This is a genomic window from Gordonia alkanivorans NBRC 16433 (genome assembly GCF_000225505.1).
Lineage (GTDB): Bacteria > Actinomycetota > Actinomycetes > Mycobacteriales > Mycobacteriaceae > Gordonia > Gordonia alkanivorans.
Genome location: NZ_BACI01000097.1, coordinates 161891 through 182306 on the forward strand (window position 1 = coordinate 161891; position 20416 = coordinate 182306).

Sequence of the window (20416 nt, forward strand, 5' to 3'; positions counted from 1 at the left end):
CTGAGCGATTCAAACCGTGAGCGATCAGTACGGCCTTCTCCGTCCGGAGCGCAGCAAGCAGATCTGCGGCCGGCGGGGCACCCGACAAGTCTGACGAGTCCGGGGGGATCTGCTTCGACCCGAGCGTGACCACATTTTCACGCCATCGGGGTCCGACGTCCAGCACGACACGCGCGACCTGGCCTTCTCACGACTTCGGTTCCCGGCTGCCAGGCGCCCGTCCACAGGGGAGGTATGCGTGACCACTGAAGACACGATCCGGCACACCAGCCATATCGAGGGCACGTCCGACCCCGACCCCACGATCCCAATGACGGCCGCCCAGCGCGGCATCTTCTACGCCCAGCAGCTCGAACCCGATGTGCCGCTCACCATCGACGCGTACATCGAGTTCCGCGGCGACACATCGGGTTCCGACGGTGCTCCGGTCGACATCGATCCCGAGATCCTGCAGCGCGCGACGACTCTGACCGAGTTGGAAACCGAAGCTTCCATGCTGCGGCTGACCCCGACGGACGACGCCGAACCGACCCTGACCATCGACCGCTCGCGCAGATTGTTCGTCGGCACACAGGATTTCAGCGACGCCGCGGACCCGCGTGCAGCCGCGCTGGCCTGGATCGACGACCACCGGTCGAAGAGTCCGGACATGTTCTCCGATCCCCTTCTCGATACACACCTGCTCAGAATCGGTCCGGGACATTCGATCTGGTACTGCCGCGGGCATCACATCGGGTACGACGGCTATGCCGCCATGTATCTGATGCTCCGCGTCTCGTCGCACTACACGGCGATCGTCAACGATGCCCCGCCTCCCCTGGCGGACACCGCGACGATGGCCGAGATCGCCGCGATGGACGTCGAGTACCGAACCTCGGAGAAGTTCACCGCCGATCGGGAGTACTGGTCGCAGCATCTGGCCGATCTGCCCGAGTCGGCCACTCTGACCAGGCGTTCCGGTCCGGCAGCGCCGCTGTCGAAGGTCAATTCGGCGTCCCTTGACGATGGACTTGTCACTCGCATCCGCTCACTGGCACGGGCTCACCGGGTTCGGCCGGCGTCGGTCATCACCGCCGCCGTCGCCGCGTACGTCGCCCGGTTCACCGACCGTGACGAGGCGGTCCTCAGCCTTCCGGTCGCGGCACGCGACCGCGACATCCTGCGTACCTCCGCGGGCCTCATCTCCAACGTCGTCCCGCTGCGCGTCGCACTCGACGACGTCGCCACCGTGGCCGATCTGCTCGCGGCGGTCAACGCGGAGATCAAGAGCGCCGTGCGCCACCAGAAGTACCGCCACGAGGACATCGTCGCCGACATCCTGGGAGCCGCCGGGGCGCGTCGCGGGTTCTTCGGACCGCTGGTCAACGTGATGCTGTTCTTCCAGCACATCGACTTCGGGCCTGTGCACGGTGAGCTCAACGTGCTGTCCACCGGGCCGATCGAGGACGTCTCGGTCAACGTCTACGACAGCCTCGACGGCGGTATGAGCGTCGATCTGGAGGCGAATCCGAACATCTACTCCGACGACGAGATCGCCACCCATCACCGGCGCCTCGTCGAGTTCCTCGAAGCTCTCGTCACCGCCGCTCCCGACGCCCCGGTGTCCCATGTCAGCGTGCTGCGTGAGTGTGAGTACGCGGAGTTGTCGCAACACTCCACCGGCGCCCACGTCGAACTCGGCGACCGCACCCTGGTCCACCTGTTGGACGAGGCTGCCGCAGCCCATCCCGAAGCGCCCGCCCTCATCGCAGCGCACCCGCGGGATTCGGTCGAAACCGAGCCACTCTCCCATGCCGAGTTCGCCCGGCAGACACGGTCCCTGGCAACCGCGCTGCAGGATCGCGGCATCGGAGCGGAAAGCATCGTCGCCGTCCGACTCCGACGCAGCGTCGACCAGGTACTGGCGCTGCACGCCGTCCTCCGGGCGGGCGCGGCCTTCGTCCCGGTCGACCCGGACGAGCCGGCCGATCGTCTCGAGCACATCCTGGCGGTGGCCGCCCCGGATCTCGTCCTCACCGAGGAGAACCTGGGCGAACTGCGCGCGAACCCCGACCTACGGGAACCCGCTCGGGTCGCCGGCCCCGACAACACCGCGTACCTGCTGTTCACCTCCGGCTCGACCGGCAAGCCCAAGGGCGTGGCGATCACCCACCGTGCGATCGTCAACCGGCTCGGATGGATGCAGGAATGGTATTCCCTCACCGAGTCCGATCGCGTCCTGCAGAAGACCCCGGCCACCTTCGACGTGTCGGTCTGGGAGTTCTTCTGGCCGTTCGTCACCGGTGCCGCGCTCGTGGTCCCCTCGCCCGACGGACACCGCGACCCCTGGTACCTGCGCGACGTGATCGACGAACACCGCATCACCACGGTGCATTTCGTCCCGTCGATGCTCACCGCGTTCTCCGCAGCCCTCTCCGCCGACTCCGACACCCCGGGCGGTGCACACCGTCGCGCCTCGACGACCCTGGGGTCGTTGCGCCAGATCTTCACCAGCGGCGAGGCCCTGACACCGGGCACGGTCGGTGCGACGGCGGCACTCACCTCCGCCCCGATCCACAATCTCTACGGCCCCACCGAGGCGGCCATCGACGTGACCCACCACGACGCCTGCCGCGCCGACGTGCCGGTCGTGCCCATCGGCCGACCGGTGTGGAACACCAGCGTCCACGTCCTCGACCACCGGTTGCGCCCGCAGCCGCCCCGAGCGGTCGGCGAGCTGTATCTCGGCGGCGTCCAGCTCGCCCGCGGCTACCGGTCACGGCCCGATCTGACCGCGGCGCGATTCATCGCCTCCCCCGACGGAACCGGCGAACGTCTCTACCGCACCGGCGATCTGGTCCGGATGAACGACGACGGTGAACTGGAGTACCTGGGACGCACCGACTCCCAGGTGAAGATCCGCGGCCAGCGGGTGGAACTCGGCGAGGTCGAGTCGGCGCTGGGCTCCCTGCACGGAGTCGCTGCCGCGGGTGTCCTCGTGCGCGACGATCTCGTGGCCGACGGACCCGTCCTCGTCGGCTACGTCAGCGGCACGGCCGACCTGCACAACCGCGAGCTCCGGACCGAACTGGCATCAGCCCTGCCCGGGCACATGATCCCGACGGTGGTCATGGTGCTCGACGAGCTCCCGACCACCGCGAACGGCAAGCTCGACCGCCGTGCGCTCCCCCGCCCAGAGCTCCGCACCGACCGCGAGTTCGTCGCGCCGGAAACCGCGCTCGACCGGTTCGTCGTGCGCACCGTCGCCGATGTCCTGGGACTGGACCCCGATCCGACGGGGAGCTCACCGATCTCGTTGCGCGACGACTTCTTCGCGATCGGCGGCTCCTCGCTGTCCGCGACCCGGGTGGCGTCCCGTCTGTCGAAGGCGACGGGACGGCGGATCGGTATCCGCACGATCTTCGACGCCGAGGATGTCGGCGGGATCGTCGACGCGCTCACCGAACTGGGTGTCGGAGTCGACGATTCCCCGGGGACCACCTCGGCCCGCGCCGCTTCGGCCCTCCTCGCCGACTCACCGGTGCCACTGTCACCGGCACAGCATCGGTTGTGGCTGGCCACCCGGCTCGACCCGGCCGGCGCGGCGACCTACAACATGCCCTTCACCGTCAGACTCGTCGGCACGCTCGACACCGATGCCCTGCGGGAGGCCCTCACCGACGTCATCGTCCGGCACGAGCCGTTGCGGAGCATCGTCGTCGAACAAGACGGCATAGCCTTCATGTCGCCGCGATCGCCGGACACGGTGACCGTCGACCTGCCGGTCTTGCGGACGGAGGATGTGCGCGATCTCCCCGACCGCGAGTTCGCTTCGCAGACCTTCGATCTGGGCGCCGACCTGCCGATCCGTGCGCGACTCGTCCGTACCTCCGACGACGACCACCGTCTCACCGTGGTGGTCCACCACATCGCCGCGGACGGATGGTCACTGGCACCCCTCGCCGGCGACCTGGCGACGGCCTATCGCGCCCGGCGGGAAGGAAACGAACCCGACTGGGCGGCACTGCCCGTCACCTACTCGCAGGTCAGTGCCGATCGCCATGCCTGGCTGTCCGAGTCTGCCGACGCCACCGCCGAACTCGACTTCTGGCGCGCCACACTCGCGGACGCCCCCGGCGAGACCGATCTGCCGCTCGACCGCCCGCGCACCGGCCGTGGTGACGCATCGGGCGCGTCGGTGACCCACACGGTCTCGACCGACACACACCGCGCCATCCGAGAACTGGCCGCCGCCACCGGTTCCACCGTGTTCATGGTGTTGCACGCCGCCGTGGCCGCCCTGCTGCGGTCGCTGTCCCGATCGTCGGACGTCATCGTCGGAACACCTGTCGCCGGGCGCGGGGACGCCGACCTCGACGGTCTCGTCGGCATGTTCGTCAACACACTGGCACTGCGCACGGCGGTCGACAAGGACGCCGCGTTCGTCGACCTGCTGGCGCACGTACGCGACGTCGACCTCAACGCCTTCGACAACGCCGACCTGCCCTTCGACCGTCTCGTCACCGAACTCAACCCAGACCGGTCATCGCACGTCCATCCGTTCTTCCAGGTGTCCCTCGCGCTCGAGGACCGTTCGGCCATCCGCCTCGACTTCGCCGGCCTCTCGGCGACCGCGTCACGCGTCGACACCGGATACACCACCTTCGACCTCCAGCTCACTTTCACCGAGGTGCAGGACACCGACGGCGAGCCCGCCGGACTCTCACTCGAGATCGGTTATGCCACCGCACTGTTCGACCGGTCCACGGTGACCGCGCTCTCCTCCCGCCTCGACCGCCTGCTCCAGGCGGCCACCGCGCAGCCGAGTTCCGCGGTCGGCGACCTGCCGGTCCTCGACCTCCACGAACGACTCGACCTCGTTCCAGCGGTCGGCGAGGGACGCCGACCCGTCGAGCATCTGACGACGCTGCTGTCCACGGCCGCCGCGTCGTCCCCGTATCGGATCGCCATCACCGATGGCACGCGGTCGCTGACATATCGTGACCTCGACGCCGCGTCGAACCGGCTCGCGCGGGTGCTGATCGAACGGGGCGCCGGACCCGAACGCCACGTCGCGGTGGCGCTTCCCCGTGGCGTGGACTGGATGATCGCCATGTGGGCCGTCGCCCGGTCCGGGGCCGCGTGGGTGCCCGTCGACCCGGCCTACCCGGCGGCGCGTATCGCGCACATGCTCGACGACTCCGGTGCCTGCCTGCTCCTGACCGACCGCTCCGCCGACCCGCGGACCGCATTGGCCGACGAAACCGCAAGCAGCCCCGGGCACCTTCCGCAGACTCTCGTTCTCGACGACGACGAGGTCATCGAATCGGTGCGCCGGATGTCCGCCGCCCCGGTGTCGTCCGCCGAACGCCCGGCCCCGCTCGATGTGGACCAGCCCGCCTACCTGATCTACACCTCCGGCACCACCGGCACCCCCAAGGGCGTGGTGGTCAGTCATCGCGGTCTCGCGGACTTCGCAGCGCAGCAGGTCACGCAGTACGGGATCACCCCCGACAGCCAGACCATGCACATGGCCTCGCCCAGTTTCGACGCGTCGGTACTCGAGATCCTGATGGCGATCGCGGCCGGTTCGACGATGCACATCATCCCGCCGGGCATCGTCGGCGGCGCCGAACTCGCCGAGCTGATGCGGGAAGGCCATGTCACCCATGCCTTCCTCACCCCGTCCGTGCTCACCACCATGTCGCCCGACGACGTCCCCGAACTCGAGGCCCTCGTCATCGGCGGCGAGCACCCGAACCCGGAGGTGGTGCGTACGTGGTCGAGCGGGCCGCGGCTGTTCAACGCCTACGGCCCGACGGAGACCACGGTCGTCGCGGCCGTGTCGTCGCCGATCGAACCCGACTACCGGACACTGACCATCGGACGGCCCATTCGTGGCGTCTCCGCACTCGTGCTCGACGAGCGTCTGCAACCGGTCGCCCCCGGCGCGGTCGGCGAGTTGTACATCGCCGGTGAGCATCTCGCCCGCGGGTACCACGGGGTGCGCCCACTGACCTCGAAGAGGTTCATCGCCAACCCGTTCGGTGATCCGGGCGAGCGGATGTACCGCACCGGCGACCTGGTGCGTTGGACGACCGACCACGAGCTCGAGTTCCGAGGGCGCGCCGACCATCAGACCAAGGTCCGCGGTCACCGTATCGAACTCGGCGAGATCGACGCCGTGCTCGTCGCCGACGCCGCGGTGCGTGCGGCGGTCACGACCACCCACGGCGAGGGCGACCGCGCTCATCTCGTCTCGTACGTGACGATGACTGACGGCACCTTCGACACAGCGTCCGACGTGCGTGACCGTCTGTCGGATCGTCTTCCGCGACACATGATCCCGTCGACGATCGTCGAACTCGACGAGATCCCGACGACACCGATCGGCAAGGTCGACCTGCGCGCGCTGCCCGCGCCGGAGGCCCTGCCGGCCGAGACCGGCGTCGTGTATGTCGCGCCGCTCACACCCACCGAGCAGGCGGTGGCCGACCTCATCGCCGAACGTCTGGACCTCGAACCCGGTACCGTCGGCCGTCATCACGACTTCTTCGACCTCGGCGGGAACTCGCTGCTGGCGACCCAGATCGTCGGTGCGCTCGAGCACCTGACCGGTCACCGGATACCGGTGCGTGAGGTCTTCGACCATTCGACCGTCGCCGCCATCGCTCGCCTCGTGCCCGGACGGGACACCGAGCGAGCGGACACCGACGAGACGCGTATCCCCCGTCTCGTGCACGACCCCGACGCACCCGTCGAGCCCGGCCCCGCCCAGCAACAGCTGTGGTTCCTCAATCAGCTCGCCGTCGGCGAGGCCGCCGATGGCGACGGCTCCGCGACAGCCGGTTACGCGATCGCGTTCGCACTCGATCTCCGTGGCCTGCTTGACGTGGACGCACTCGCCGCCGCGATCCGGCACACCGTCGACCGTCACGTGATGCTGCGAACCGTGTATCCGGACCTCGACGGCAGGCCTGTCCTCGATGTGCGCCCCGCCGACGCCGTGACTCTCGATCTCGCGGTCACCGACACCACGGAAGCGCAGTGGCCGGACCTGGCCCGTGCTCTCGCCGCTTGCCCGTTCGACCTGACCACCGACCTCCCGCTGCGGACCGCATTGCATCGGATCGATGGCGACGCCATGCACCACCGGCTGTCGATCGTCATCCACCACATCGCCGCCGACGGGTGGTCGATGATCCCGCTCCATCGGGACATCACCCGCACCTACGCCGAACTCCGTGAGGATGCCGCAGCGGGCGCGAAGCCCGTGACCGACGCCGCGATCGACTACCTCGACTACCTGCGGTGGCAGGCCGAGAACCTCGCCGACCACGGCGAGCTCACGGAATGGTGGCGGCGCGAGCTCGACGGGATCGACGCCGGTCCCATCCTGATCCCCGACGCCCCGGCCGGACAGACGCGACGTGCCGAGGTCGTCGAGGTCGAGTTCGGCGCCGAGATCCGTGGCCGGCTGATGGCCGTGTCCCCGGGTCGCGCAACCGAATTCATGAGTGTGCACGCGCTGTTCGCGGCGCTGCTCCACCGTCTGCACGCCGATCCGGCCACCCATGTCGGCGGCGCGGCCTCCGACATCGTCATCGGCACTCCAGTCGCCGGGCGCAACGACCCCCGTCTCGCCGACGTCGTCGGGATGTTCGTGAACTCGGTGGTCCTGAGGACACCGGTGGACGGTCGCGAGAGCTTCACGGCGCTGCTCGACTCCGTTCGCCACCGTGACCTCGAGGCGCTGTCGCAGTCCGACATGCCGTTCGAGCGGATTGTCTCGATGGTCAATCCGCCTCGTACCGGCCGGCATCCGATCTTCCAGATCGCGCTCGCCTTCGACGCCCAGACGAGCGACGCCTCCACCGGCATCGGGACATCCGGTCCGCTCGACGGCGACTCCGGGATCTCCGACCTCCGCATCGACGCCGACGAGATCGACACCGGTGTGGCCCGTTTCGATCTCGAGCTCCGCATCCGGGACGGGCGTGCGCGGTTCACCTATGCGACCGACGTCCACACCCGCCCTCGCGTCGAGGCCCTGGCCCGGATGTTCGCCGAACTCGCCGACGCCGCGACGGCACATCCCGACGTGCCCATCGACGATCTCCCCTTGACGACGACGGCGATCGCCGCCCGGCAACCGAACACCGAGCCCACGATCACGCCGCGTCACCTCGCCGACATCATCACGGCAACCGCACGCCGGTTTCCCGACCGGGTGGCCGTGGAGGACTCCGATCGCAGTCTGACCTACTCCGAGATCGACGAATTCTCGACGATCTGGGCGCACAACCTGCAGGCCTTCGCGGTGGGCACCGACGACGTCGTCGCCGTCGCACTCGATCGCAGCATCGAGTCGGTGATCGCGACCTGGGCGATCGCCAAGAGCGGGGCCGCGATCCTCCCGGTCGACACCCGATACCCCGCCGACCGGATCGCCCACATGATCGCCGACTCCGGGGCGAGGCTGGGCATCACGACCGCGGACCGGTTCGCGGATGTGCCGCAGGAGATCTGGTGGGCCTCCCCCGGCATGTTGGGTGTCCCGTGGGAGAACCCGACCCCGGATGCCGACTCGCTCACGGGTCCGCGCCACGTCGACTCGCTCGCCTATGTGGTCTACACCTCCGGATCGACCGGAAAACCCAAGGGCGTCAGCGTGACCCACCGTGGCCTGGCCGCATTCGCTGCAGCGCAACGCGATCGCTACCGGGTGGCGCCCGGAGACCGCACGCTGCACTTCGCCTCCCCCGCCTTCGACGCCGCGATGCTCGAGTTCCTCCTGGCGTTCGAGGTCGGCGCGACGATGGTGATCGTCCCGTCGACGATCTACGGCGGCGACGAACTCGTCGACTTCCTCGACGACCACGCGGTCACCCACGCGTTCATCACCCCGGCTGCGCTGGCCACCGCCGCGCCGCATCCACTCCCTGCGCTGCGCACACTCGGTGTCGGAGGCGAGGCCTCCACGCCGGAGCTGGTGGCGCGCTGGGGAGCCGACCGCAGCTACATCAACTCCTACGGCCCGACCGAGACCACGATCGTCGCCGTCATGTCGGAGCCGCTCCGTCCGGGAACGCCGATCACCATCGGCACCCCGGTCGTCGACTGCACCGCACTGGTCCTCGACCATCGCCTGCGCCCGGTGCCCGATCACGTCCCCGGTGAGCTGTACATCAGCGGCCCCGGGGTCGCCCGTGGCTATCTCGACCGGCGCGGCCCGACCGCCGCCCGTTTCGTCGCCCGACCCGACGGTTCCGGCGACCTCATGTACCGCACCGGTGACATCGTCCGGCGCGACGCCGACGGATCGCTGATCTACCACGGCCGCAGCGACAACCAGGTCAAGGTGCGCGGTTTCCGTATCGAACTCGACGAGGTCACCGCCGCGCTCGGAGCAGCCGAGGGTGTCGACTTCGCGACGACGATCGTCCGCGGGCAGGGGGCCGACTCCGTGCTCGTCGGGTACGTCACCCTCACCGACCCGGCCGACGCGCCGGACATCGCAGCCATACTCGACACCGTCCGGCAGCGACTCCCGCGTCACATGGTCCCGTCCGCGATCGTCGTGCTCGACTCGATCCCGTTGACCCGCAACGGAAAACTCGATCATCGCGCTCTCCCCGATCCCGCCACGACAGCACTGTCGTCGACGGGACGGGCTCCGCGTTCTCTCGCCGAGACCACGCTGACGCACATCCTCGCCGACGTTCTCGATCTCCGTCCCGACGAGGTCGGCGCCACTGACGACTTCTTCCTCCTCGGTGGCACGTCGCTGCAGGCGACCACCCTTGTCAGCCGGATCAACCGGGTCCACGTCGGCGAACGGCTCCGGGTCCGCGACGTCTTCGACCATCCGACACCCGAATCGCTGGCGCCGCTGCTCACGCTCCCGGAGGGTTGGAACGTGAGTGCACCGGCCGCGGCCGACGCCGGTTCATCCGAAGACGACGCATCCGAACGCATTCCGGTCCGACCCGAGCGGTTCCCGCTGGCGCCCGCCCAACGTCGACTCCACTCGATGGCCACCGCGAACCCGGAATCCACGGAGTACCTGATGCCCTTCGTGCTGCGTCTTCGCGGAGAACTCGACGTGCCGGCCCTGCGCGGCGCACTCGTCGACATCGTGGCCCGGCACACCAGCCTGCGTACCGTCTTCGAACCCGGCGAGCACGGCCCCATGGGTCGCGTGCTCGACGACCCGGAGGCGGTGATCGGGGACCTCGCCGTGCAGTGGACGACCGACGTCGCCGCCGAGATCGCCCGGCACGCAACCCGGCCGATGGATCTCGCCCGACATGCGCCGATCACCGCAACACTCGTCGCGGACAGCTCGACCACCGGCTCGGAGACCGAGCACGTACTCGTGCTCGTCGTGCATCACATCGCCGCCGACGGTGCGTCGTTGCCGATCCTCGTGGCCGACCTCACCCGTGCCTACGGCGAACGTCGACGCGGCCGTACCGAGAACTGGCCCCCGGCCGACGTCGACTACCGCGACCACGCGGTCGAGAGTGCCGACGCCGAGAGCCTCGCCCACGACCTCCGCTTCTGGGAGGAGACCCTCGCCGATGCCCCGGCGGAGACCACCGTCGCGCCGCTGACGGATGACGCACAGCCATCCGAGTCCGGAGCGGGCTCGGTGAGTCTCGGGCTTCCGGCACACACGCGAGCGGGCCTGGTCGCCTTCGCCCGTGAGCAGTCGACCACGCCGTTCTCGGTGCTGCACACGGCGCTGGCGATCCTGCTGCACCGGCTCGGCCTCGGCACCGATCTGGTCGTCGGCAGCCCGGTCGCGAATCGCATTGGGCACGACGCCGACCACGACTACAGCGGTGTGGTGGGCATGTTCGTCAACGTCGTGCCGCTGCGGACGCGTCTGGCGGCGGCCGACACGGTCGCCGGACTCGTCCGCCGGATTCGCGACGCCGACGTCGACGCACTCGACCACCGCGGCCTGCCGTTCGACGACATCGTCGCGTCGCTGAACCCGCCGCGCACCCCCGGACGGCATCCGCTGTTCCAGGTCGCGCTGTCGGTCCACGACTACACGGCCGGGAACACCGGGGTTCCGGCCGACGGCCTGCCGGCGGCGACCATCGAGATGGATGCCGGACTCCGCGCATCGATCGCCGAATTCGATTCCCCGGAAGCGAAATTCGACCTTCAGTTCACGATCACCGGCATACGCGACGGCGACGCCGCCCTCCAGGTCACCTACGACACCGCTCGATATCGCCGACAGGATGCCGAACTCCTGGCCACGCGCCTGATGCGGGTCGTACGCGGCATGCTGGGTGACCCGGGCCGCCCGATCGGTGACATCCGGATCACCGACCCGCTCGAGATCGCCGAGCGCACACCATCACTCGGACGTCCGGCGCAGATGCCGACGACGCTCGACCGGTTGTTCGCGCAGGCCGTGCAACGCAACCCCGATGGTGTGGCGGCGATGGCGGGCTCGCCGGAGTCACCCGAAACCATCACCTACGCAGAGCTCGACGCCCGTTCGAACCGGTTGGCCCGCGTCCTGCTGGGTCGCGGCGTCGGCGCCGCGGACGCCGAACACGTAGTCGCAATGGCCGTGCAGCGGTCCATCGAGTCTCTCGTGGCGATCTGGGCCATCGTGAAGACCGGTGCTGCCTATGTGCCGATCGACCCCACTTATCCTGCCGACCGGATCGCCCACATGCTCGGCGACAGCGGTGCACGGCTCGTCGTGACGACCTCGGCCGCAACCGAATCCATCGCCGCGGGGATGGCCGGGGAACCGACACCGCTGCTCGTCCTCGACGACGTGACGACGATGACCCGATTGCAGCACTCGTCGCCGTCGCCGATCACCGATGCCGAACGCGGTTCGACGATCCGGCCCGATCAGCTCGCGTACATCATCTACACGTCCGGTTCGACCGGCCGTCCGAAAGGCGTACTCGTGCCGCATTCCGGGTTGCGTCCGGTGCACGACGAACTCGCCCACCGGTTGGCCCCCGGCCCGATGTCGCGGGTGCTGCACTTCGCGTCGCCCAGCTTCGACGCGTCGGTCCTGGAAATGCTGCTCGCGCTTGCCGGTTCGGCGCCGCTGGTCATCGTCGGACCGCAGGTCTACGGCGGTGAGGCCCTCAGCGATGTCATCGACTCCGCGCAGGTCACCCATGCGTTCATCACGCCGGCGGCCGTCGCGAGCATGTCACCGGCCGCGGTGCCCTCGCTGCGGGCGCTCGCCGTCGGGGGTGAGGACTACGGCGCCGACCTGGTCCGGCGCTGGGCTCCCGGACGCACCCTGATCAACGTGTACGGTCCGACCGAGACCACGATCATCATCACCGGCAGCGAATCCCTCGCCCCCGACCGGCAATTGACGATCGGCACGCCGAACAACGGGGTGGGAGCGCTCGTCCTCGACAAGCGTCTGCATCCCGTCCCGGCCGGGGTGGTGGGCGAGCTCTATCTCATGGGACCGCAGGTCACCCGGGGTTACCATCACCGGCCGGGCCTCACCTCGACCCGCTTCGTGCCGGCGCCGATGGTCACCGGACCGCGTTTCGCCGGTCGTCGGATGTATCGCACCGGCGACCTGGTCCGCTGGACCGAGGACGGGCGACTGGTCTACGTGGGCCGCAGCGACACCCAGGTGCAGGTCCGCGGCTTCCGGGTCGAGCTCGGCGAGATCGACGACGCCCTGACGACCGAGCCGGATGTCGACTTCGCGGTGACCCTCGTCGAAGGGACCGGCGCGGCGGCGAAGCTCCGCAGCTACGTCACCGCGGCCGACGCAACCGCACCGGACCCCGCCGATCTACGACGCCGCGTGAGTCGCCGGCTCCCCCGGCACATGGTGCCGACCTCGGTGACCCTGCTCGACTCCATCCCGCTGACCCCCACCGGCAAGCTCGACCGCAAGGCGCTGCCCGCGCCCACCGACGACGCCGCGCGTCGCGCACCGGCCCCGGGCGGCGAGACGACGATCGCGCAGATCTTCGCCGAGGTCCTGGAGGTCGCCCCGGACACCATCGGAGCCGACGACGGCTTCTTCGACCTCGGGGGCAATTCCCTGCTGGCCACCGCCGTCACCTCCCGCCTGACCGAACGGACCGGCCGCCAGGTGTCCGCGCAGTCGCTCTTCGGCGCGCCGAGCCCGGCGGAACTCGCTGCGGCACTGGGCATCGACGGGGCGGCTCCGAGCGACCCGTCGGAACAGTCCGGCACGGCAGGGCTGGACATGCTCCTGCCGCTGCGTCGGCAACGCGGTGACATCGCCGAAAGCGGCGGCGAGCCACCTCTGTTCGTCGTCCATCCGGCGATCGGGCTGTCGTGGAGCTTCACCTCGCTCCTGCCCCACCTTCCCGCCGGCCGCCCCCTGTACGGGCTGCAACATCCGGCGTTGTCCGGGAAGCCCTGCCCACGCTCGATCGGCGACCTCGCCGCCGAGTACGTGGCGCAGATCCGGACCGTTGCGCCGGAAGGTCCGTATCACCTCGTCGGGTGGTCCCTCGGCGGACTGATCGCGCACGAGATGGCGGTGCAGCTGCGCGAGGCCGGCGACGAGGTCGCCCGGCTCGTCGTGCTCGACAGCTACGTCATCTCCGAGCGACCCGACCTCGACGCCGAGGCGTCGATCACCGACCTGATGCGCGAGTTCGGCCTGGAACTCGACAGCGAAGACCTCTCCGGAACAGACGAACTCACCGTCGCCGATGCCCACCGCCTCATCTCCACGGTGGGCGGGGCGCTCGGTGGGCTCACCCGGGAGGCCCTGGGCACGGTCCACGAGGTGTTCCGCCACGCCTCCCCGTTGGCCGAGAGGTGGCGGCCGCGTCTCTACGACGGCGACCTGACCTTCGTCACCGCAACCGTCGACCCCCAGCCCGGCGCGCCCGCCGTCGATGCCTGGCACTCGAAGGTGACCGGACGGGTCGTCGAGATCGAGGCGCACAGCACCCACGCACGAATGATGTTGCCCGAGCACGTGTCCGACTGGGTACATGCCATCGGTGTATCGCCGGGAGCTCCGGCGGCCGCCACACGACAGGAGAAGTGATGACCAATCCCTTCGATGACACCGACGGAGTCTTCCGGGTGCTCGTCAACCACGAGAACCAACACTCGCTGTGGCCGGAGTTCGCCCCCGTCCCCGACGGCTGGCGGACCGTCTTCGGACCGTCCGGCCACGACGAATGCCTCGAGTACGTCGAACAGAACTGGCGAGACATGCGGCCCGCCAGCCTGATCCGGACGATGGAGAGCGCACAGGACGAGGGAAGCGAGGTCACCCGTGGGGCGACACAGTATCGCTGACGACGCACCGGACCGTGGGGCGTCACCGTACGCATTGGAGCTCCGCGGGCTGCAGAAGACCTTCCGCACCGGATTGTTCGGCCGCGGTCCGCGTGTCCATGCCCTGAACGGCCTGGATCTCTCGGTCCCCACCGGAACGGTGCACGCCCTCCTCGGCCCCAACGGCGCGGGCAAGACGACCACGGTCCGCGCGGTGGCGACGCTGATGACCCCCGACGAGGGCTCGGTCATCGTCGACGGCATCGATGCCATCGCCGATCCCGGCGCGGTCCGGAAGATCGTCGGGGTGTCCGGCCAGTACGCCGCCGTGGACGGGAACCTGACCGGTTTCGAGAATCTGCGCATGGTCGGTCAGTTGTACGGGCAACCGCGTGCGCTGGCATCGGAACGTGCCCGCGAACTGATCGCGGAGCTGAACCTCGAGGATGCCGCCGACCGGCCGATGCGGACCTACTCGGGCGGCATGCGGCGTCGCCTCGATCTCGCCGGCGCCCTCATCAACCGCCCCTCACTGGTCATCCTCGACGAACCGACGACCGGACTCGACCCGCGCGGACGGCGCCAGATGTGGGAGGTCATCGCCGAGCAGGTCAGCTCCGGCGCGACGGTCCTGCTGACGACGCAATACCTCGAGGAGGCCGACGCCCTCGCCGACGAGATCACCGTCATCGACCACGGCACGATCCGGGCCCAGGGAAGCGCGGCAGAGCTGAAGTCCGCCACCGGTGGATCGATACTCACCGTCGAAGTCGTTGTCCCCCATACGGACGACGCCGACGCGCAGGTTTCGGCATCCCTCACCGACATCGGGGTCGGACCGGCGGAACGCCTCGGACCCAGCGGTGACACCGACACCGATTCGGCGCGCTGGTCGGTTCCCGTCGACGCGGGCACCCGAAGTGCGGTCGCGGCGGTCCGGGCGCTGTCGACGGCCGGCATCGACGTCGTCGACGCATCCGTGTCGACACCCACCCTCGACGACGTCTTCCTGACACTCACCGAGCGTTCCGGTGACAAGACCCCTCCGGTCGACGAGATCGCCGACACGCCAACCGAATCGGACATCACGGCCACCGAATCGGACCTCAATGGCAAGGCAGTCGACCGTTTTTCCGAGGTTGTCGTCGGAACAGACGACACCTTCGCGGACGTAACCGACATTCCGCCCAGCCGATCGGAGCGAGCCCGTGTTCACTGACACCGCAGTACTGGTCGAACGAAATCTACTGACCGTCAAGCGCATACCGACGCTCCTCATCAGCGCGACGATCCAGCCGCTGATGTTCGTCTTCCTCTTCGCCTATGTCTTCGGCGCGACCTTCGGCGGTAGTTCCTACCGCGAGTTCCTGATGGCGGGCATCTTCACGCAGACCGTCGTGTTCAACGCCGCCTTCACCACTGTCGGTCTGGCGAACGACACCTCGGACGGGATCATCGACCGCCTCCGCTCACTGCCGATGTCCCGTCTGGGGGTCATCAGCGGCCGGGTCACCTCGGACATGCTCCTGGGCGCCGTCGGACTGGCGGTGATGGTCGCCTGCGGCCTGGCCATCGGTTGGCGGATCTACGGCAGCGCCGCCGACGCCGCGATCGCCTTCGGCATCATCGGGCTCTTCGCCGTCGCGATGGCTTGGGTCGGTGCCGTGAGCGGCCTGGCGGCGCCGAATGTCGAAGCGGCGCAGAGCATCGGGTTTCTCTGGATGTTCCCGGTGACCTTCCTGTCGAGCGCGTTCATCTCCGCGCAGAGCCTCCCCGGACCCCTTCGCACCATCGCGGAATGGAACCCGGTGACCGCCGTCGCGACCGCCTGCCGGCAGCTGTTCGGGAACGAGGCACCACCGATGTTCCCGACCGCGACCGGGTGGGTCGCCGACCATGCCGTGGGGTATGCGGTGGGCTCGTCGTTGGTCATCCTGGCCGTGTGCGTCCCTGTGTCCCTTGTCCTTTACCGACGTTCAGCGAACCGGTGATCGCAGATCGCCGGAGAAGATCCGACCATTCCGGTTACCGTGATGAGGTGACATCGGACGACGGCGGCGCAACCCCCGACGCGGACCACGGACGTGGACACGAATCTCGTTTGTTGCGCGATCTTCTCGAATCGGCTTCCACCGGGGACCGTGCCGCGTTCACGCGTCTGTACGACCTGACGAGTTCGCGCATCTACGGACTCGCGTTCCGCGTGGTCCGCGACCGCGAATACGCGGAGGAGATCGTGCAGGAGGCCTACCTGCAGTACTGGCAGAAGGCGGACCAGTACCACGCCGCCCGGGGGTCAGTCCTCACCTGGATGATGACCATCGCCCATCGCCGCGCCGTCGATCGCGTACGCAGCGAACAGCTCCAGCAGGACCGGATGTCCGACTACGGTGCCGCCTCGGTGGAGACCCCCCGCAACATTCCGCTCGAGGTCGTTGTCCACGCCGACGAGGCGCGTACGCTACGCACATGCCTCGGCGAGCTCACCGATCTGCAACGGAGCTCCATCGAGATGTCCTACTTCGGCGGTCTGACCTACCCGGAGGTGGCGCAGCAGACCGAGACCCCCTTGCCCACCGTCAAGTCCCGCATCAGGGACGGCCTTCGCCGCCTGAAACAGTGCTTGAGGACGCGGGAGGATGCCTGACCTGACCATGACAACCACCGACGCGGAGCCCGACGACCGAATGTCCGCCTGGCTCGACGACCACATCGAGCTGTATGCCGTTTCCGCCCTGACCCCGGAGGAGACCCTCCGGGCGGAACGGGAACTCGCCGCACTGTCGCCGGATGTGCGATCGGCCTACGAGGCCCGGATCGTCGAGATCCTCACCACCATGGCCGGACTGGCGAGTACATACGCACTGGAGGCGCCCTCCGATCTTCGGCGCCGGGTGCTGACCCATGTCTTCGACGGGGCCGACGAGACCAACGGCCCGGAACCGTCGACGACACCCCAGCCCGTCCCCATCGGCGGACGCCGACAGAGTCCGCGGCGGAAGGCAGCCGTGCTCGCCGCCGCCGCGGCGACCGTCGCCGTCGCCCTCGGCGCCGGCGTGCTCATCGGCCGCACCACGGCACCGGAGCCCTCACCCGCGGCGATCGCGGTCGGCGAGACGCAACAGGAGGTCCTCACGGTCCTCGCCGCCGGTGATGCGACCGTCACGGCCGAACCCCTCGCGGACGACCACGGCACGATCACCGTCATCACCTCCGCGACCGCCGGACACGCGGTGACCTTGATCCGGGACGTGGGCAGTCCACTCTCACCGGACAGCACCTTCCAGCTCTGGCTGGTGGGCGGATCGGAGAATCCGATCCCGGCCGGTCTGATCCCCGGCGGCGACACCGAACCCGTCGTCGTCGACGATCTCGGAGACTCGCAGGTTCTGGCGGTGACCATCGAGCCCGCGGGTGGTTCCCCGCAGCCGACCACGCCGATCCTGGCTCAGGTCCCGCTCTGAGCCCAAGCGGTACCGCCCGGTCCGCCTGTATCCGATGCCTACACTGACGACGGGGCCACTTCGCCGCCCGGCGTGACCTGCGTCGGCAGAGGTGGAAAACAGAGAAGACAGGTGGGGCGCGGTGGACGTGAACGGCAGACAGTTCTGGACGGTCCTGATGACGGTGTCGGCGCTACTCGCCGCACTCGGTTTCGTGGCCTCGCCACCCGCCGGTGCGGCACCCGGATCAAAGGTCATCGATCGCTACGCCGACGACCCCCAGCAGACGACGCTACTGGTGCACTCAGCGGCGATGGACCGGTCGGTCGCGGTGACCGTCCTGACCCCACGCGACCGGTCTCGACCCGCCCCGGTTCTGTACCTGCTCAACGGCGCCGGCGGCGGCGAGGACTCGGCGACCTGGGATGCGCGGACCACGTACAAGAGGTACTTCGCCGACAAGAACGCCTACGTCGTGACGCCGATCGGTGGCGCCTTCTCGTACTACACGGACTGGCAGCGTGACGACCCGGTACTCGGCCGCAACAAGTGGCAGACGTTCCTGACCGAGGAGCTCCCGCCGATCATCGACGAGGAGTTCCCGACCACCGGCGCGAACGCCCTGGCGGGCATCTCCATGGCGGGGACCTCGGTGCTCAACCTGGCCATCGCCGCGCCGGGCCTGTACCGATCCGTGGCCGCGTTCAGCGGATGCGCGAGGACGAGTGATCCGGTCGGACAGCAGTACATCCGGATGGTCGTCGAGGATCGTGGCGGGGCGAACATGGTCAACATGTGGGGCCCGCTGGACGGACCCGGGTGGCGCGCGAACGACCCGTATCTCAACGCCGAGAAGCTGCGCGGAACCAACGTGTACATGACCAGCGGTACCGGACTACCGGGCTCACACGAGCAGCTGGGCGACCCGAGCATCGACGGCAGCGCCTTCGACCTGGTCAACCAGGCTGTCGTGGGTGGCGGCATCGAGGTCGCGATCGACATCTGCACCCGTCAGATGGTGCAGCGGATGCGCTCCCTCGGGCTCCCCGTGCAGGTGAATCTCCGGCCGACCGGCACCCATTCGTGGGGCTACTGGCAGGACGACCTGTACACGACCTGGCCCAAACTGGCGCGCGACCTGCGCTGAACCCCGTCTCGGGGACCACCGCAGGTCGAGCGTCAGAGGTTCACCAGCGATCGAGGCTGGTGTACCCGTCCTGGAGTGCGCGCGCGAAGAGATGGGTCTTCGTCGGCGCCGGACGGCCCACCGCGGTGTACTTGGCACGGATGCGTGCGAGGTGGGTGCTCACGGTCGACGCCGAGATGAAGAGTCGGGCTGCCGCCTCCTCCTTCGACTCGGCAGCGAGCCATGCGAGCAGAACCTCGACCTCACGGTCGGACAGGCTCGGCCGCGGCAGCGCCGCCGGTGCACGGTCGACAGCCGGGCGATAGTCGGCAAGCCGGGTGATGCCGTTGTGGAGCATCGTTTCCGGCGAGCCGACACGACGCTGGTCCACGGGCCCCCGGGACTGTGCGGTTCGGTAGAACTCTGAAGTGGCCGTCACTGGTCCATCCCCTATTTTCTGGCGCATCGCCCACGTCCCCCGACGCCGCACGCTCCACGCGTATTCCCAATGATCTGAAAGTAGTGCTGCTGTCGGTCGCCCGGTAGACCCAGAAATGGGGACTTCTACTGTTCCGGCGCCGATCGACCACTGAATCCCCACCGTTCCCCTTTTTGCCTACTGATTCCGAACCGGGTAGTCCCTGGACCCGATCCGGATCGACCTATTGTCGACGTTCCGACGGACCTCGGCTCCGGTGCCGTTGGGGCACCGGAAGCCAGCCGTCCTCCACCGCACGCTTGAACAAATCGACCTTGGTCCGGGTCGGCCTGCCGGCGTCTGCATACTTCTGGCGAATGCGTTTGAGGTACTCGTTCACCGTCTCGGCGGACACACCGAGGGCCGCTCCCACGCGCGCCGAGGTCTCCCCCGACGCGTAGAGGGCCAGCACCTTCTGCAACTGGGGCGAGAGATCGACCGCGGCCAGTTCGGGGTCACCGTCGATGGCGGCCGCCCACTCGGTGGTGAGGACCGCCCGCCCCTCGGCGGCCGCCCGGATGGCCTCGATGATGACGGACTCCTCCGCCGATTTCAGCACCACTCCGAGCGCTCCCGCTCGAGCCGCCGACCGCAGGAGAGCCGGATGCTCACCGGAGGTGTAGACGACCGTGGCGACACCGGCCGCGGACAGCGTGTTGACGTTCTCCCTGGGCGTGGTGCCGTCGTCGAGGCGCAGATCGAGCAACACGACGTCGAGCGGCATCCCCGCGAGCACGCCCGCGACCGTGGACGCCGAGCATGCCAGCGAGATGTCGTCGACCGGGTCGAGCACCCGCTCGATCCCCCAGATCGGCGAGCGGTGATCGTCGACCATCCCCACGCGAATGACACGATCCTCCGCCACCACATCGTTCGCCGTCACCGTGCGCACCTCGCCGTCGACATCCGGCTCGGTACGGCACCCCTTCGGTGCGGCGATGCGACGTTACCCTCGGGCATCGACGACGCCCCCTTTCGTCGGATCACCGTGCGGCGGTCACGCGTCTCTCAGCAATTACACAGTGTGGCGCGTCCGCACACGAGGCGAACCGTATACGACAAGTCGGACACCGGCCGCTTTCCGGCCCGGACCTGCGACGA

9 protein-coding genes are annotated in these 20416 nt (G+C 68.8%); 7 read left to right on the forward strand and 2 right to left on the reverse strand.

The features are described 5' to 3' along the window. Window positions 1-238 precede the first annotated feature (238 nt). The 7 genes from GOALK_RS17745 (at window position 239) to GOALK_RS17775 (ending at window position 18858) form a co-directional block, all read left to right on the forward strand. Window positions 239-14032, forward strand: a complete 13794-nt coding sequence (locus tag GOALK_RS17745; RefSeq protein ID WP_006360219.1) for a non-ribosomal peptide synthetase — start codon at window positions 239-241, stop codon at window positions 14030-14032. After that, window positions 14032-14289, forward strand: coding sequence for an MbtH family protein (locus GOALK_RS17750; RefSeq protein ID WP_005197647.1), 258 nt, complete (start codon window positions 14032-14034; stop codon window positions 14287-14289). Before GOALK_RS17745 ends, GOALK_RS17750 begins: the two co-directional genes overlap by 1 nt. Further along, window positions 14267-15487 carry an ABC transporter ATP-binding protein gene (locus tag GOALK_RS17755; protein ID WP_006360220.1) on the forward strand — a complete coding sequence of 407 codons (1221 nt, stop codon included), beginning with the start codon at window positions 14267-14269 and terminating at the stop codon, window positions 15485-15487. The genes GOALK_RS17750 and GOALK_RS17755 overlap by 23 nt, the downstream gene beginning before the upstream one ends. Then, entirely contained in the window at window positions 15477-16259 is a 783-nt protein-coding gene (locus GOALK_RS17760) for an ABC transporter permease (protein WP_006360221.1), read from the forward strand. Before GOALK_RS17755 ends, GOALK_RS17760 begins: the two co-directional genes overlap by 11 nt. 47 nt (window positions 16260-16306) lie before the next feature. Next, window positions 16307-16915, forward strand: coding sequence for an ECF RNA polymerase sigma factor SigK (sigK, locus tag GOALK_RS17765; RefSeq protein ID WP_040004322.1), 609 nt, complete (start codon window positions 16307-16309; stop codon window positions 16913-16915). Continuing rightward, complete coding sequence (locus GOALK_RS17770) at window positions 16908-17732, forward strand: anti-sigma factor (protein ID WP_006360223.1); 825 nt, start codon at window positions 16908-16910, stop codon at window positions 17730-17732. Before sigK ends, GOALK_RS17770 begins: the two co-directional genes overlap by 8 nt. A 121-nt stretch (window positions 17733-17853) precedes the next feature. Continuing rightward, window positions 17854-18858 (forward strand): alpha/beta hydrolase, encoded by a 1005-nt coding sequence (locus GOALK_RS17775; protein WP_006360224.1) that lies wholly within the window; start codon window positions 17854-17856, stop codon window positions 18856-18858. A 40-nt stretch (window positions 18859-18898) separates the two neighbouring features. Here GOALK_RS17775 and GOALK_RS17780 read toward each other — a convergent pair whose 3' ends face one another. Both GOALK_RS17780 and GOALK_RS17785 read right to left on the reverse strand, forming a co-directional pair. After that, a complete protein-coding gene (locus GOALK_RS17780; RefSeq protein ID WP_006360225.1) occupies window positions 18899-19276 on the reverse strand; it encodes a LuxR C-terminal-related transcriptional regulator in 378 nt (125 codons plus the stop codon). Window positions 19277-19499: 223 nt separating this feature from the next. After that, a complete protein-coding gene (locus GOALK_RS17785) occupies window positions 19500-20150 on the reverse strand; it encodes a helix-turn-helix transcriptional regulator (protein WP_040004333.1) in 651 nt (216 codons plus the stop codon). Window positions 20151-20416: the final 266 nt, after the last annotated feature.

Bases quoted from the DNA above. Each gene is read 5' to 3' on its own strand.
- GOALK_RS17750 (WP_005197647.1), top strand. From the start codon at position 14,032: ATGACCAATCCCTTCGATGACACCGACGGAGTCTTCCGGGTGCTCGTC.
- GOALK_RS17770 (WP_006360223.1), top strand. From the start codon at position 16,908: ATGCCTGACCTGACCATGACAACCACCGACGCGGAGCCCGACGACCGA.
- GOALK_RS17785 (WP_040004333.1), bottom strand. From the start codon at position 20,150: ATGGTCGACGATCACCGCTCGCCGATCTGGGGGATCGAGCGGGTGCTC.